The sequence below is a fragment of the Streptomyces sp. NPDC054961 genome (genome assembly GCF_053609145.1).
This window is the reverse complement of sequence record NZ_JBSGWY010000026.1, coordinates 1-14,739: the sequence shown is the minus strand read 5'-3', so window position 1 is coordinate 14,739 and position 14,739 is coordinate 1. Positions and strand designations below refer to the sequence as shown.

General features: G+C 72.3%; 11 protein-coding genes. 6 read left to right on the top strand and 5 right to left on the bottom strand.

The window, feature by feature from the left end; all coding sequences use genetic code 11:
- Positions 1-47: 47 nt before the first annotated feature.
- The 4 genes from ACWF9Z_RS22675 (at position 48) to ACWF9Z_RS22660 (ending at position 7,384) form a co-directional block, all read left to right on the top strand.
- Entirely contained in the window at positions 48-794 is a 747-nt protein-coding gene (locus ACWF9Z_RS22675) for an aminoglycoside N(3)-acetyltransferase (RefSeq protein ID WP_453604755.1), read from the top strand.
- A gap of 40 nt (positions 795-834) precedes the next feature.
- Entirely contained in the window at positions 835-2,415 is a 1,581-nt protein-coding gene (locus ACWF9Z_RS22670) for a TIR-like protein FxsC (protein ID WP_453604629.1), read from the top strand.
- Positions 2,399-6,400 carry an FxSxx-COOH system tetratricopeptide repeat protein gene (gene fxsT / locus ACWF9Z_RS22665; protein ID WP_453604627.1) on the top strand — a complete coding sequence of 1,334 codons (4,002 nt, stop codon included), beginning with the start codon at positions 2,399-2,401 and terminating at the stop codon, positions 6,398-6,400. The genes ACWF9Z_RS22670 and fxsT overlap by 17 nt, the downstream gene beginning before the upstream one ends.
- Before the next feature lie 87 nt (positions 6,401-6,487).
- On the top strand, positions 6,488-7,384 hold the full coding sequence (locus ACWF9Z_RS22660; protein ID WP_453604625.1) for a DUF4231 domain-containing protein: 897 nt from the start codon (positions 6,488-6,490) through the stop codon (positions 7,382-7,384).
- Positions 7,385-7,471: 87 nt separating this feature from the next.
- Here ACWF9Z_RS22660 and ACWF9Z_RS22655 read toward each other — a convergent pair whose 3' ends face one another.
- From ACWF9Z_RS22655 to ACWF9Z_RS22640, 4 genes are all read right to left on the bottom strand, one after another.
- The gene (locus ACWF9Z_RS22655) at positions 7,472-7,951 is read right to left on the bottom strand and encodes a hypothetical protein (RefSeq protein WP_453604624.1); all 480 of its coding nucleotides are present in this window, start codon (positions 7,949-7,951) and stop codon (positions 7,472-7,474) included.
- Between the two features lie 100 nt (positions 7,952-8,051).
- Complete coding sequence (locus tag ACWF9Z_RS22650; RefSeq protein WP_453604622.1) at positions 8,052-8,927, bottom strand: S1 family peptidase; 876 nt, start codon at positions 8,925-8,927, stop codon at positions 8,052-8,054.
- A 144-nt stretch (positions 8,928-9,071) separates the two neighbouring features.
- Complete coding sequence (locus ACWF9Z_RS22645; protein WP_453604620.1) at positions 9,072-9,896, bottom strand: DUF1684 domain-containing protein; 825 nt, start codon at positions 9,894-9,896, stop codon at positions 9,072-9,074.
- A 186-nt stretch (positions 9,897-10,082) separates the two neighbouring features.
- A complete protein-coding gene (locus ACWF9Z_RS22640) occupies positions 10,083-11,240 on the bottom strand; it encodes a DUF5685 family protein (RefSeq protein ID WP_453604618.1) in 1,158 nt (385 codons plus the stop codon).
- Between the two features lie 282 nt (positions 11,241-11,522).
- Between ACWF9Z_RS22640 and ACWF9Z_RS22635 the strand changes: the two genes are divergently transcribed.
- Positions 11,523-11,975, top strand: coding sequence for a cell division protein SepF (locus ACWF9Z_RS22635; RefSeq protein WP_243340959.1), 453 nt, complete (start codon positions 11,523-11,525; stop codon positions 11,973-11,975).
- Between the two features lie 73 nt (positions 11,976-12,048).
- On the opposite strand, the gene ACWF9Z_RS22630 is transcribed toward ACWF9Z_RS22635, so the two are convergent.
- Positions 12,049-13,218, bottom strand: coding sequence for an acyl-CoA dehydrogenase family protein (locus tag ACWF9Z_RS22630; protein ID WP_453604616.1), 1,170 nt, complete (start codon positions 13,216-13,218; stop codon positions 12,049-12,051).
- A 169-nt stretch (positions 13,219-13,387) separates the two neighbouring features.
- Between ACWF9Z_RS22630 and ACWF9Z_RS22625 the strand changes: the two genes are divergently transcribed.
- Positions 13,388-14,356 (top strand): helix-turn-helix transcriptional regulator, encoded by a 969-nt coding sequence (locus ACWF9Z_RS22625; RefSeq protein ID WP_453604615.1) that lies wholly within the window; start codon positions 13,388-13,390, stop codon positions 14,354-14,356.
- The last annotated feature ends 383 nt before the right edge of the window (positions 14,357-14,739 follow it).

The window sequence follows — 14,739 nt, the reverse complement described above, 5'->3', positions numbered from 1 at the left end:
CGACCGGCGTCGCCGACGACCTCCGCCGGCTCGGCGTCCGCCCCGGCATGCGCGTCATGGCGCACGCCTCCCTCGGCGGCACCGGCATGCGCGCCGAGGCGCTGCGGGACGCCCTCGTCGGCGTCCTCGGCCCGCGCGGCACCCTGGTGGTCCCGGCCTTCACCCCGGAGAACTCCAAGACCTCCAGTGCCCACCTGGCGCGGATCGCGGGCCTGCGGGAGGAGGAGGTGCGCGCCTTCCGCGCGCGGATGCCCGCCTTCGACCCGGAACTCACCCCGAGCCAGGGCATGGGCGCCCTCGCCGAGGCCGTCCGCACGGCCCCGGGCGCCGCGCGCAGCGAGCATCCCCAGACCTCCTTCGCCGCGGTCGGCCAAGGGGCGCGGGAACTGTGCTCGGGGCACCCTCTGACCAGCCATCTGGGCGAACGATCACCGTTGGGAAAGATGTGCGGGGAGAGGTGGAAGGTACTCATGATCAATGTGGGATTTTCCGTCTGCACCGCTTTCCACCTCGCGGAGTATCGAATTCCGAAGCCCCTCTTGCGCATGTACGAGTGTGTGGTGAAGGTGAACCAACAGGGGGTTCCGGGGGGGCAGCCCGGAGATCCCCAGGGGGAAGGGTGGACCGCGTACGAGGACATTGCGCTGGATGACAGCGATTTCGCCGAGATCGGCAGGTCGTTCCCGGAAGACCGGGTACACCGGGGAAGGGTCTCAGGAGCGTCGGCCATGCTCTTCTCCCTTCCGGACGCAGTCGATCATGCGATGAAATGGATGACCGAAAACAGACGCTGATTGACTGAACCATGAGGGGATACGGCGGAGAAGCTCCGGAATGATGTTTCTTCGCTCGCATCTTCGGGACGGGGGTCGTGTGCCCGCATCAGTGCAGCCGTACTTTTTTCTCAGTTATGCGCATACACCGAGGTTCGGTGCGGGGGGACCCGATCCGGACATGTGGGTGGAGCGTCTTTTCCGCGATCTCTGCAGCCATGTGATGGCGCTGACGGATCTGCCGGCCGGAGCCGAAGCGGGCTTCATGGACCGGGAGATACGCAGCGGCGAGGGCTGGTCGGAGCGGCTCGGCACGGCGCTCGCCACCTGCCGCGTCTTCGTGCCCCTCTTCTCGCCGCGCTACTTCGCCAGCGAGATGTGCGGGAGGGAGTGGTTCGCCTTCGCGCAGCGCACCATCCAGCACGTGGCGCTCAGCAACCAGCCGGCCGAGGCCATCGTGCCGGCCTTATGGGTGCCGGTTCCGCCCTCGCAACTGCCGCTCCCCGCGGAGCGGTTGCAGTTCAACCACAACACCTTCGGCGAGCGCTACGTCAGCGACGGGCTGTACGGCCTGATCAAGCTGCGCGGTTACGCCGAGCAGTACGAGAGCGCCGTATACGAACTCGCCAAGCGGATCGTCCGGGTCGCCGAGACCGTCCGGCTCGATCCGATCCGCCCGCTGGACTACCGGCTGGTGCCCAGCGCCTTCGGCTCCCCCAGCAGCACGGCCCGCACCCTCCACGTCACCGTGGCCGCCGCCTCGCGCCACGACCTGCCGGAGGGGCGCAGCCCCGAGTACTACGGGGACAGCGCGCTCGAGTGGAACCCGTACCACCCGGTGTCCCAGAGGCCCATCGCCTACGTGGCCGAGGACCTGGTCCGCAACCTCAACTACCAGACGTCCGTGGGGTCGTTCGACGACGAGGCCGGGCACTTCGACTCCAAACAGCCGCCGACCCGTCCGGAGATCCTGATCGTCGACCGGTGGGCGGTGGAGGACGAACAGCGCAGGACGCGGCTCGCCGCCTTCGACCAGGAGTCCCGTCCCTGGATCAACGTGGTCGTGCCCTGGAACCGCTACGACCACCAGAGCCGCGCCAAGGAGAACGAACTGGCCCACCGGCTCGAGGACACCATGCCCGTCAAGATGAGCCAGGGCCGGGCCGCCTGCCGGGCCGCCGCCAACGGCGTGGCCAACATGGAGACCCTCGGACAGATCCTGCCGCAAGTGGTGGAGGCGGCCGCCCAGCAGTTCCTCCGGCACGCCCAGGTCTACCCGCCGGCGGGCACCCCGGCGGGCGGATCGGAACGGCCCCGGCTGATCGGGCCGATGGGGATGAACGACCCTCCGGCCATGCCCTCCGCCCCCTTCCCGCCGGACGCCGGCGCGGACACGGGACCGGACCCGGGACCGGACGGGGACCCGGACAGGGGCCCAGCCAGGGGCCCGGACAGGGGCCCGGACAGGGGCCCGGCCACCGGACGCGGCACGGGATGGGACACGAACACGGGAACGGGCCCCGGCTTCGGCCCGGGAACGGGCTTCGGCAGGCTCGGCGGCCACGGCAGAGCAGCCAGGCCCGACCAGCCCGACCACCACGAGAACAACGACCGGGGGGACGCGGATGACAGCGAGTCGTGACAACCAGAACAGCCGTGACGGACACCGCGAGGGGCGGATCGTCACCTTCTACTCGTACAAGGGCGGCACGGGCCGCACGATGGCACTGGCCAACACCGCCTGGATCCTCGCCGCCAACGGCAAGCGGGTCCTCGCCGTCGACTGGGACCTGGAGGCTCCCGGCCTGCACCGGTTCTTCCACCCCTTCCTGGACCCCTCCACCCTCGGCGCCACCACCGGGGTCATCGACCTGATCAGCGAGTACGCCTGGGCGGCCACCAGCCCGGTGCAGCGCGCCGACGACTGGCACACGGACTACGCGCGGATCCAGCCGCACGCCGTCTCGCTCACCCCCGAGACCCTCGGCTGGGAGTTCCCCGACGGCGGCACCCTCGACTTCGTCTCGGCGGGCCGGCAGAACCGCGAGTACTCCGCGACCGTGTCCACCTTCGACTGGGACAATTTCTACGACCGCCTCGGCGGCGGCCTCTTCTTCGACGCCTTACGGGCCGACATGAAACGGAACTACGACTACGTCCTGATCGACAGCCGTACCGGGCTCTCCGACATAGCCGACATCTGCACCGTCCACCTCCCCGACGTCCTGGTCGACTGCTTCACCCTCTCCGACCAGTCCATCGACGGGGCCGCCTCCGTGGCCCGGCAGATCGACGAGCGGTTCAACGACCGCGGCATCAAGATCTATCCGGTCCCGATGCGCATCGACGAGGGCGAGAAGGAGAAGGCCGACGCCGGCCGCGCCCTGGCCCGGATCAAGTTCGACCGCTTCCCCAACGGGCTCATGGGCGACGAACTCACCTCCTACTGGGGTGCGGTGGAGATCCCCTACCGCCCCTACTACGCCTACGAGGAGACCCTGGCCACCTTCGGGGACGAGGCCGGGCTCACCAACTCCCTGCTCTCCGCCTTCGAACGGCTCACCGCGGTGGTCACCGAGGGCGACGTCACCTCCATGCCCGCCATCGGCGAGGAGGTCCGCCTGCGCATCCGCGACGCCTTCACCCGGCGCCGCCCCGCCCTGCCCGCCGACCTCTTCCTGTCGTACGTCGCCGAGAACCGCATGTGGGCCGACTGGATCGAGTCGGTGCTCACCCGGGCCGGTTTCCGGGTCGTCCCCAAGGACGTCTCGGCCGCCGACCGGACCCCGGACGCCACCGCCGGGGACACCCTGGGCGGGGCCGGCATCAGCGTGGACACCGCCGCCCGGACCGTGGTGCTGCTCTCCAGCGCCTACCTCAAGTCCGCCCGTGCGGTCGACGTCTGGGAACGGGCCGCCGCCGAGGACCCGACCGGGGGCCGGCGCCAGCTGGTGCCGCTGAGGGTGGGCGACGTACGCCTGTCCACCCCGTACATCGACCGCAATCCGGTGGACCTGTTCCGCCTCGACGAGGTGCACGCCACGACGGCGCTGCTGCGCGCGGTGGAACGGCCGATGGCGCTTCCCGACAGCGTCACCAGCGCCTCCGCGCCGGGCCCCCGCTTCCCGGGGACGGTGCCGAAGATCTGGAACGCGCCGCCCCGCAACCCCGGTTTCACCGGCCGTTCCATCGTGCTGGAGCGGATGCGGGACCAGCTCGGCGGCGGCATGGCCGTGGTCCTGCCGCAGCCGCAGACCCTCTTCGGGCTCGGCGGCGTCGGCAAGACGCAGGTGGCGCTGGAGTACGTGCACCGCTTCATGGCCGACTACGACCTGGTGTGGTGGATCTCCTCGGAGCAGACCGACGACGTGGTCGCGGCCCTCGCCGAACTCGCGGTGCGCCTCGGCGCGCAGACCGGCGAGGACATGTCGGCCGCCTCCCAGGAGGCGATCGACCTGCTGCGGCGCGGAGTTCCCTCCTCGCGCTGGCTGCTCGTCTTCGACAACGCCGACGACCCCGAGACGCTCAAGCGGTTCTTCCCGCCGGGCGGCCCGGGACACGTGCTCGTCACCTCCCGCAACCAGTCCTGGTCGCAGTACGGTGACGCCCTCCCGGTGGACGTGTTCCTGCGCGAGGAGTCCATCGAGCACCTCCAGCGCCGGGCCCCCGGACTCAGCAAGGACGACGCCGAACAGGTGGCCGTCGCGGTCGGCGACCTGCCGCTCGCCGTCGAGCAGGCGGGCGCCTGGATCGCGGAGACCGCGACCCCGGTGTCCGCGTACATCGAGCAGCTGGCCCAGCAGGCCGCCCGGGTGCTGGCCCTGAACCAGCCGCCCGGCTACCCGGAGCCGGTGGCCGCCACCTGGAACGTCTCCATCGAACGGCTCCAGTCCCGCTCCCCCGCCGCCGTACGGCTGCTCCAGCTGTGCGCCTTCTTCGCTCCCGAGCCGATCTCGGCGAACCTGCTCTACAGCAAGGAGATGATCGACACCCTCAAGCCGTACGACTCCTCCCTCCAGGAGAAGCTCGTGCTCGGCCGCGTGATCCGGGAGATCGGCCGCTTCGCCCTGGCCAAGGTCGACCAGGTCAGCAACAGCATCCAGGTCCACCGGCTGGTCCAGGCCGTGATCCGGGCGCAGCTCTCGGAGGAGGAGCAGCGCGAGGCGCGGCACGCGGTGCACCGGATCCTGGCGGGTGCCCGGCCGGATGACGACGAGCCGATAGACAACCCGGAGACCTGGCCGCGGTTCAACACCATCTGGCCGCACCTGACCCCGTCGGAGGCCCGGTTCTGCAAGGAACCGGAGACCCGCCGGCTGCTGATCGACCGCGTCCGGTACCTGTGGAAGCGCGGTGACTTCAAGGCGGCGTACGCGCTGGGCGAGGAGCTGCGCGAGACCTGGCGCGAGACCCTGGGCGGCGACGACCTCCAGTACCTGTACCTGCGCTTCCACCTCTCCAACATCCTGCGGTCGCAGGGCCGGTTCGTGGAGGCCATGGAGCTGGACGAGGGCACGCTGGAGCGCCAGCAGGCGGCGCTGGGCCCCTCGCACCCGCACACGTACATGACCACCAGCGGCCTGGCGATGGACCTGGGCGCGCTCGGCCGGTACGGCGAGGCGATGGAGCTGGCCGCCGCGGCGCACGAGGGCTTCGGCCAGATCTTCCACGAGGCGCACCCGCGCACCCTGGCCGCCGCGAACAACCTGGCGCTGAACCTGCGCATGATCGGGCAGTACGCGCGGGCCAGGGAGATCGACCAGGAGGTCTTCGACCGGCGCACCGAGGTGCTGGGCACGGACCACCCGTACACCCTGTCCTCGGCGCAGAACCTGGCGCGGGACCTGCGCGAGGTCGGCCGGTACGACGACTCCGTGCAGCTGCTGAGCCGGACGTACGAGATCTACAAGCGGACGCTGGGCCGGGCCTTCCCGGGCACCCTGTCGGCGGCGAAGAACCTCGCGGTGTCGCTGCGCCGGGCGGGGGACGTGGAGGACGCGCTGCGGCTGACGACCGCGACCCGCAACCGCTACCGGGCCAAGTACACCTCGGTCAACCCGGACCTGCTCGCCTGCGAGCTGAACCTGGCGGCGGACCTGTTCGCGACCGGGGACGCGGGCGGCGCGCGGGACCTGGCCCAGGAGGTGGTGGACGAGTACGTCAAGGTGCCGGGCGAGCGGCACCCGTACACCCTGGCGGCGGTCAACAACCTCGCGGTGTTCCACTGGGGCACGGGCGCGGCCGAGACCGCCGAGCCGATGCTGCGCCAGACCGTCCACCACATGCGCGAGGTGCTGGGCGACAACCACCCCCACACCATCTTCGCCAACCTCAACCTGGCCAACGCCCGTGCGGACCTGGGCGATCCGGAGGGGGCGCTGGAGCTGGAGCGGATCTCGGTGATGCGGCTGCGCGAGGCCCTGGGCGTCCACCACCCGGAGACCCTGGCCAGCGCCTCCAACATGGCGGTCAGCCTGGACATGATGGGCCGCAAGGAGGAGGCGAACCGGGTGCGGGCCGAGGCGGTGGCCGAGCTGACGCGGCTGCTGGGCGAGGACCACGGTCTGACCCGGTACGCGCGTGACGAACGGCGGGTCCACCGGGACCTGGAGCCGCTGGCGGTGTGATCCGGCGGGGCGGCTCCTGCGGGGCCGCCCCGTCCGTCCCGATGGCCCACGTGATTCCAGACTGGGGGGTGCGCTGTGAGTAGCAGCATGACCTTTCGCAACGAGGACCTGCCGGCCCTCTACCACCACACCGACCAGGCGGCGATCTCCCGGCAGCGGGAGTCCACCCAGGCCACGCGCGCGCAGCTGGCGCTGCTCGTCGCGGCCGCCGGGGCCGCCGCCCTGCCCGAGGCGCCCGCGCTCGGGTCGATGTCCCTGTTCGGCCTGCTGAGCGTGGTCTCCTACGCGGGGGTGCTGGCCGTGGGGATCCGGGCGACCCGGCGCCGGGCCCGCCCGCAGTGGCAGCTCAACCGCAGTGCGGCGGAGTTCATCAAGTCGCTGGCCTGGCGGTACGCCGTCCACGGAGCCCCGTTCGGCAGCGATGCCCCGGGGCCCGAGGGCACGTACCGGACCCGGCTGGAGGCGGGACTGGACGAGCTGCGCAAGATGGGCTGGAGCGATCCCCGGACCTCCGGGCTCGTCCCGGAGGGGGGAGAGATCACCGGCGCGATGCACCGGCTGCGCGGGCTGGACTACCAGGTGCGCAGGGAGACGTACGTACGGGACCGGCTGATCGAGCAGCGCAACTGGTACCAGCGCCGGACGGAGGTGTCACGGCGGGCGACGGCCCTGTGGTCGTGGTCGATCGTGCTGCTGACCTGTCTGGCGCTGCTGTTCGCGCTGATCGGGGCCTTCGGGTCGGGCCCGGGACCGGAGCTGACCGGGCTGCTGAGCGCGGCGGCGGCGGCCGGCATCGCCTGGAACGAGGTGCGGCGCCACCATCCGCTGATCGAGGCGCACACCCTGATCGAGCAGGACCTCTCGGCGATGATGGTCGTGATGCAGACGACCATCACCGAGACGCAGTGGCCGTCCGCGGTCTACGAGACGGAGCGGTACGTGTCTCCGCAGCACACCGACTGGCTGGCCCGGCACAGCAGTTGAGACCGGCGCGGCGGCGGGGGCCGGTACGGCGGCGGGGACCGGCCCCGCGGCGGAAACCCTCACCATCGCCCCGCGGGGGGCGTGGCCTCAGTCCCGGGTCACGCCCTCGGGCCAGATCACGGTGACGGGCTTGCCGAGCGCGCGGGCGTAGGCGACGATCTCGGCGGTGCCTCCGTGCCCGCGGGCCGGCAGGCCGTCCCAGACGGCCACGAGGCCGTCGCAGGAGTCGGCGATGTAGGTGCCGGCGGCGTAGTAGGCCTCGTCGGTGGAGCGGGCGAAGTCCATCCGGACCTCCTGCGCGGCGCGGCGCTTGAGCCCGAGGTAGCGGTCCAGGGCCTCGGCGCCCTCGAAGCCCTCCTCGTAGTCCCCGCTGGGGACGACCACGGTGAGGTCCGCGCCGCATTCCAGCGCGATGACGGCGAACAGCTGGTCCGCTCCGTCGGCGAGGCTGGAGAGGGCCTCCAGCGGCCCCTCGTGGCCCGCCAGTACGGCGCGCAGGCCCTCCTCCACGTGGCCGAGCGCCTCGTCCGGGATCGACCGGTGTCCGGTCACGCCGATTCGTTTCATGCGGAAACCCGCCTCCCCCATGGGCACATGCCCTGGACATCCTCCCAGAAGGCGGGAGGACGTCCAGGGGTGCTGCGGGGGCACGGCGCCCGGGGCAGGTCTAGTACACGCTGACGCCGTACGCGTTGAGCGCCTCAACCACGGGCTGGAAGAAGGTGGTGCCGCCCGAGGAGCAGTTGCCGCTGCCGCCGGAGGTGAGGCCCACGGCGCGGGACCCGGAGTAGAGCGGGCCGCCGCTGTCGCCGGGCTCGGCGCAGACGTTGGTCTTGATCATTCCGTAGACGACGTCGCCGCCGCCGTAGTTCACCGTGGCGTTGAGGCCGGTCACCGTGCCGCTGTGGATGCCGGTGGTGGAGCCGCGCCGGGTGACGGACATGCCGGTGGTGGCGTTGACGGCGCTGGTGATGTCCTGGCCGCCGACGGTGCCGGGCGGCACCGGGGAGTTGCTCGCGTACTTGATCAGGCCGTAGTCGTTGGTCGGGAAGCTGGAGCCGACCGTGGAGCCGACGGTGGTGGTGTGCGAGGAGTTGGCCCACCAGGTGCCCGCGCCGTCGGTGCAGTGGCCGGCCGTGAGCACGTAGTAGGTGCTGCCGCTGCGCACGTTGAAGCCGAGCGAGCAGCGCCAGCCGGAGGCGTAGATGGCGTCGCCGCCGGAGAGCAGCTTGGTGAGCTTTCCGGAGACGCGTTCGATGCGCAGCGCGGCGGCGTCGGCCCCGGCCTCCCTGCGGATTCTGGCGAGCCCGGCGGCCGAGACGGTGGAGTCGGCGGTGACCACGAGGGTGCCGGTGGCGGGGTCGGTGTGCCAGGCGGTGCCGGCCACGTCGGCGCGCAGGACCGAGGCCCCGGCGGTGGCGAGCCGGTCGGCGCTGAAGCCGCCGTCGGCGTGTGCGGTGGTGGGGGCGGCGAGGGCGGCCACGGCCGCCATGCCGGTGGCCATGGCGAAGAGCCGGGTGCCGATGATGCGGGTCATCCTCATGTGTCGTCCTCCCGGAGGGGATCGGGGGCCCGGCCGGTGTGGGGTGCCGGAGCCCGTGGAGGGCGGCCGGGGGCACGGCGGACGCGCGGTGGTTCGTCGTGCCCCTGACAAGCCCGGAGAGACGCTGTCGGGAGTGTCGTGGTGTCAGATGGCGCCAGCAAGGGCGCCTTTCAGCCGCCTCTCGCCCGCCTCGAGCGGGAACGGCAGCGTGTTGCCGGGTGGCGGGAAGGGACAGATGAAGTGGTCCGCGAAGGCGCAGGGCGGCAGCTGGATCCGGTTGAGGTCCACGGTGATCGAGCCGTCGGCGGCCGGGGCGCCGGGCCTGAGGAACCGGAAGCGGTAGCTGGAACGGCCGCCCGTGGCGTCCCCGATGACGGCCCAGAGGCTGCCGTCGCCCTCGTCCACGGCGACCTGGAGGGCGTGGCGGGCCCCCGCGAACGCGAAGCTCAGCTCGCCGCCGAGGCCGAGGCCCCGCGAGCGCCCGTCGGCGTTCTCCACCTGGACCGTCCGGCTCTCGCCGTAGGGGCGGAAGCGGCCCGGCACGACGTACGCCGGATCGTACGGGGTGGCCTCGACGCCCTCGAAGGCCGCGCGGCCCGGCGCGGCGGGGTCGAAGACGCGTACCGCCCAGTCCCCTTCGCGGCGGAGCACGACGAGCCGTACGCCGCCCGCGGCGATCCGGGAGTGCGAGGGCGGGGCCTCGTCGGCGGCGAGGACGGCGTCACCGGCGAAGGGCTCTCCGTCCAGGCTGACCCCCTCGTCCGCGCCCGCGGTCAGGGCCACCCCGTCGCCGGTGGCGCGCCAGAGCCCCGGAACGGCCGGAATTCGACCTTCCGGGTAGTCGGCGAGCCAGTGGGTCCCGGTCAGCGAGAGGGGTCCGTAGGGGGCGGACACCGTGGCCAGCCGATGCTCGTGCCACCGCTTCCATGCGGTGGCCGGGTCGTCCGCGAGGACTGCGTCAGCGCTCATGCCGCTCACCCCTTCCACGCCGGCCCGGCCGGGAACCGCGGGGTACGCCGTCCGGGCCCGCGCGGATCCGGGCCGGGGCCGGAGCGGCCCGGCAGCGCACCGGCAGCGGCCCGCGGTTGGACCAGCGGCGGACCCGCCGCGGACGCGGCGCCGGACCGCGTCACGGACCGGCGGGCTGACAGGACCTCAGCAGCCGTCGCAGGGACAGCAGCAGCAGTCGCCGCACCCGCAGTCGCAGTCCCCGCAGCCCCCGCAGTCACAGCCCCCGCAGTCGCAGTTGTCGCACCACGCCTCGCGCTTCTGGCGCGACCAGGGTCCTTCGTGCTCCGTGCAGCACAGCTGGCAGGTGCAGAACAGCCCGAGGGCGACCGCGCAGCCCGACAGCAGGTCGCGCCGCGGCTTCTGCGGAGGCGGCGGCGGCCCGAAGTCCACCGGAGGCGGACCGAAGACGCCCCTGACGTCGTGTTCCGTCACGGTATGGGCACAGGCCGCGGTCCCGAAGGCCCGGTCCACCGAGGTGCGCAGCTCGTGCACGAGCAGCCGGTGGGCGAGTCCCGCGTCCGCGAACTCCGCCTCGCGCAGTGCGAGCCGGATGCCCGTGAGGGCGTCGTCGCAGAGCCTGCGCGCCTCGGCGCGGGAGGTCCCGGTGGCCGTCAGCGGGTTCCAGGCGCCCGCCGCGGCGTCGGCGACCTGGTCCTCCACGGCGTCCAGCAGGTGCGCGAGGCGCCCGAAGTAGCGGCCCGCGTCGGCGAGCGCGGCGGCGTTGCCTGGCCGTCCGGCGAGGGTCGCGGTATGGGCGAAGGCGGCGGCCGTGGCGGTCTCGGTCGGCTCGGTCACCACGAGCACGGGCGTCCCGGCGCCGGCCAGGGTCTCGATGCCCGCCTGCCGGTCCACGGCGTCGACGAGCACGGCCGTGTCGAAGCCGAGCGAGGCCCCGGTGCGCGCGCCGGCCCGGTCCCAGCCCCGGGCCACCCTGCGGGCGGCGAGGGCGATCGGGGCCCGGGCCAACAGCCCGTCCCGGTCGGCCACGTGGTCCCGCACCTTCGCGGAGGCCAGGACCAGCGAGACGGCGGCCGCGAGCCGCGCACCCTCGCCGTTGGCCACCGGGGCGGTGCGCATCCCGCGCAGTGGACAGGGGCCCGCGGTGCGCCGGGCGCCGGCGACGGGACCCGACTGAGCCTCCGTCAGAACGGAGACGAGCAGCCCGTCGTAGTTGGTCACGATCCTCGCGAACTGGCCGTGATCACCCCGAAGTGCCAGGCACAGCCCGCACAGATGGGCCATCCACTCCGCCTTGAACCGCTCACCGAGCCGGTGCGTACATGGTCTGACGATGCCGAACAAAACGCTTCCCCCGTGTGTATACCCGTGCTCGACGGGCATCGTAGCGGGACCGCGCTTCACCCGTACGTCCCCCTCGATCACCCGCACGGCCGCACTGGTCGTATTTTCACTCAGTCAGCAGCGGTAGCCGCCAGGATCCTTGACCGTGCAACGGATGTTCTGCACCAGTACCGTCACGAAACCCCTGCGCGGCGACTATCCACTTGGCGCGTTGTCAGCATCATGGACGACGATAGGGACGCGGAAGAGAAGACAGACTGACCGCGATGAAAGGAGGCGTCCATGGGTTCGGTGCGCAAGGCGAGTGCCTGGCTGGGTCTCGTAGAGGACAGCGACGACGAGCGTTACTACGACGACGACTACGCGGAGGCCCCGCAGGGGGGTTCGGTGGTCGGCCCCGGCGAGCAGTGGGTCACGGACCCGCGGGTCAAGGTGGCCTCGGAGTCCGCCGTCGATCAGGGCCGCCGCATCGCGACGGTCACCCCGGACGGTTTCCGTGACGCGCGCGGCATCGGCGAGCTGTTCCGCGACGGCGTCCCGGTCATCGTGAACCTCTCCTCGATGGACCCGGGCGACGCGAAGCGCGTGGTCGACTTCGCGGCCGGCCTGACCTTCGGCCTGCGCGGCTCGATCGAGCGGGTGGCGACCAGGGTCTTCCTGCTGACCCCGGCCGACACCCAGATCGTGAGCGGCGAACCCGGCGGCCGTTCGCGCGACTTCTTCAACCAGAGCTGAGCCCGGGGGCACCTCCCGGCGGGAGCTGGGGGACCCCCACCGGCCGCCTCCGGGCCCCCCGGCCCTCCCCGGCCTACCGGAAGGCGTCGAGCCCGGTGAGCGCCTTGCCCAGCACCAGCTGGTGCATCTCGACGGTGCCCTCGTAGGTGAGGACCGACTCGAGGTTGGTGGCGTGCCGCATGACGGGGTACTCGAGGGAGATCCCGTTGGCACCGAGGACGGTCCGCGCGGTGCGGCAGATGTCGATGGCCTCGCGGACGTTGTTGAGCTTGCCGAAGCTGATCTGCTCCGGCCGCAGGGTGCCCGCGTCCATGCGCCGGCCCAGGTGGTGGGCGAGCAGGATCCCCTTGTGGAGCTCGAGCGCCATGTCGGCCAGCTTGGCCTGGGTGAGCTGGAAGCCGCCGATGGGCCGGCCGAACTGCTCGCGCGTCTTCGCGTAGTCGAGCGCCGCCTCGAAGCTGGCGCGCGCCGCGCCCATGGACCCCCACACGATGCCGTAGCGCGCGTGGCTGAGGCAGCCGAGCGGCCCCTTGAGCCCGGTGACACCCGGAAGCACCGCGTCGGCGGGCAGCCGTACGTCGTCCATGACCAGCTCGCTGGTGACGGACGCCCGCAGGGACCACTTGTGCTTGATCTCCGGTGCGGAGAACCCGGCGGTGTCCGTGGGCACGGCGAACCCGCGGATGCCCTCGTCGGTCTGCGCCCAGACGACGGCCACGGCCGACACCGACCCGTTGGTGATCCACATCTTGCGGCCGTTGAGCACCCAGTCGGTGCCCTCGCGCTTCGCGTGGGTGCGCATCGCGCCCGGGTCGGACCCCACGTCGGGCTCGGTCAGCCCGAAGCAGCCGATGAGCTCACCGGCGGCCATGCCCGGCAGCCAGCGCTGCTTCTGCTCCTCCGAGCCGTACTTCCAGATCGCGTACATGGCGAGCGATCCCTGTACGGAGACCAGCGAGCGGATCCCGGAGTCGGCGGCCTCCAGCTCCAGGCAGGCGAGTCCGTACTGGACCGCGCTCGCCCCGGCGCAGCCGTACCCCTGGAGGGACATCCCGAGGGCCCCGAGCGCGCCGAGCTCCTTCGCGAGCTCCCGGATCCCCGGCAGTTCGCCGTTCTCGTACCACTCGGCGATGTGCGGCAGCACCCGGTCGGCTGCCCAGCCGCGCACGGTGTCGCGGATGGCGAGGTCCTCCGGCGTGAGGAGCTCGTCGAGACCGAGCGGGTCGGTGGGTACGAAGGACACGGAGCCTCCTGGCAGACCGGGGTCGGGTGCACGCAAACCTAGCGGTGCAAGTTTGTCGTCCCGCGCCCGCACGGTCCACCCTCCACTTCTACGGGCCGGTCCGGGCGGTCCGGGCGGCCGGTTCGGGAGCCGGTCCGGGATCAGGCCGGCCCCAGGGCAGACTGCGGGCATGCTCGAGACTTCCGCGCGACTGCTGCGCCTGCTGTCCCTGCTCCAGGCCCACAGGGAATGGACCGGGGCCGATCTGGCCGACCGGCTCGGGGTGACCGCCCGCACGGTGCGGCGGGACGTGGACCGGTTGCGGGAGCTCGGTTACCCCGTGAACGCCAGTCCCGGCACCGGCGGCGGCTACCAGCTGGGGGCCGGGGCCGAGCTGCCGCCGCTGCTGCTCGACGACGACGAGGCCGTCGCCGTGGCCGTGGGCCTGCGGACCGCCGCCGGGAACGGTGTGGAGGGCATCGGGGAGGCTTCCGTACGGGCGCTCGCCAAGCTGGAGCAGGTCCTGCCCTCCCGGCTGCGGGGCCGGGTCTCGGCGCTGAACCAGTTCACCGTGCCGATGCTGCGCGGGGCCGCCGCCTCCACCGTCGACTCGGGCGTCCTGACCGAGCTGGCGACGGTCTGCCGCGACGCCGAGCGGCTGCGCTTCGGCTACCGGGACCACGCCGGGGCCGTCACCCGCCGGACCGTCGAGCCGCACCGGCTGGTGTGCACGGAGCGCCGCTGGTACCTCGTCGCCTGGGACCTCGACCGGGAGGACTGGCGGACCTTCCGGGCCGACCGGATCGAGCCCCGGCCCCCGCACGGTCCGCGCTTCACCCCGCGCCCGCCGCCCGCCGAGGACCTCGCCGCGTACGTCTCCCGGGGCATCTCCCAGGGCGCGTACGCGGCCCGGGCCGTCGTCCGCCTGCGGGTGCCGCTGGCGACGGCCGCGCAGGTCATCGCGCCGAGCCACGGGACGCTGGAGCCCCTCGACGAGGCGAGCTGCCTGCTGCACACGGGGGCGGTGAACCTCGACGTCATGGTGATTCACATCATGCTGATCGGGTGTGAGTTCGAAGTCGTCGAGCCGCCCGAGCTGACGGACCGAATCAGGGCCGCGCGTGATCTCCTCACCCGGTCTCTGGAGCCCCCGAAGTGAAGGAGATGTAAGGAACCGGAGGGGATCCGGAGCGGAGTCCGCGGCAAGTCCGCCGCACGTCCACAACACGGTCCGGCGGGAATTGCGGGAAGCTCGAGAGGAATTCGAAAGAGAATTTATCCCGGGCGTGTCGCGGCACGGCAAATAAAAGGTCCGGACAAAGTCACAGGCCGGTCGACTGTAGACAATTCGTGACACAAGCGTGACCCGGTACGGACGAACGTCCGGGCGCGGTGCTGACGGGAAGGGGCCCGGAGCACCGGAAACGCCGACGGCGGGGCCCCGGGGGGGGCCCCGGGCCCCCCCCGGGGGGGGGGGGTGGGGGGGGGGGGGCCCCCCCCCCCCCCCGGGGGGGGGCCGGGGGGGGCGGGGCGCCCCCCGCG

Excerpts from the sequence above, each read along its gene's own strand:
- ACWF9Z_RS22675 (WP_453604755.1), top strand. The coding sequence starts at position 48 with ATGCGCGTCATGGCGCACGCCTCCCTCGGCGGCACCGGCATGCGCGCC.
- ACWF9Z_RS22670 (WP_453604629.1), top strand. The coding sequence starts at position 835 with ATGATGTTTCTTCGCTCGCATCTTCGGGACGGGGGTCGTGTGCCCGCA.
- fxsT (WP_453604627.1), top strand. The coding sequence starts at position 2,399 with ATGACAGCGAGTCGTGACAACCAGAACAGCCGTGACGGACACCGCGAG.
- ACWF9Z_RS22660 (WP_453604625.1), top strand. The coding sequence starts at position 6,488 with ATGACCTTTCGCAACGAGGACCTGCCGGCCCTCTACCACCACACCGAC.
- ACWF9Z_RS22655 (WP_453604624.1), bottom strand. The coding sequence starts at position 7,951 with ATGAAACGAATCGGCGTGACCGGACACCGGTCGATCCCGGACGAGGCG.
- ACWF9Z_RS22650 (WP_453604622.1), bottom strand. The coding sequence starts at position 8,927 with ATGAGGATGACCCGCATCATCGGCACCCGGCTCTTCGCCATGGCCACC.
- ACWF9Z_RS22645 (WP_453604620.1), bottom strand. The coding sequence starts at position 9,896 with ATGAGCGCTGACGCAGTCCTCGCGGACGACCCGGCCACCGCATGGAAG.
- ACWF9Z_RS22635 (WP_243340959.1), top strand. The coding sequence starts at position 11,523 with ATGGGTTCGGTGCGCAAGGCGAGTGCCTGGCTGGGTCTCGTAGAGGAC.
- ACWF9Z_RS22625 (WP_453604615.1), top strand. The coding sequence starts at position 13,388 with ATGCTCGAGACTTCCGCGCGACTGCTGCGCCTGCTGTCCCTGCTCCAG.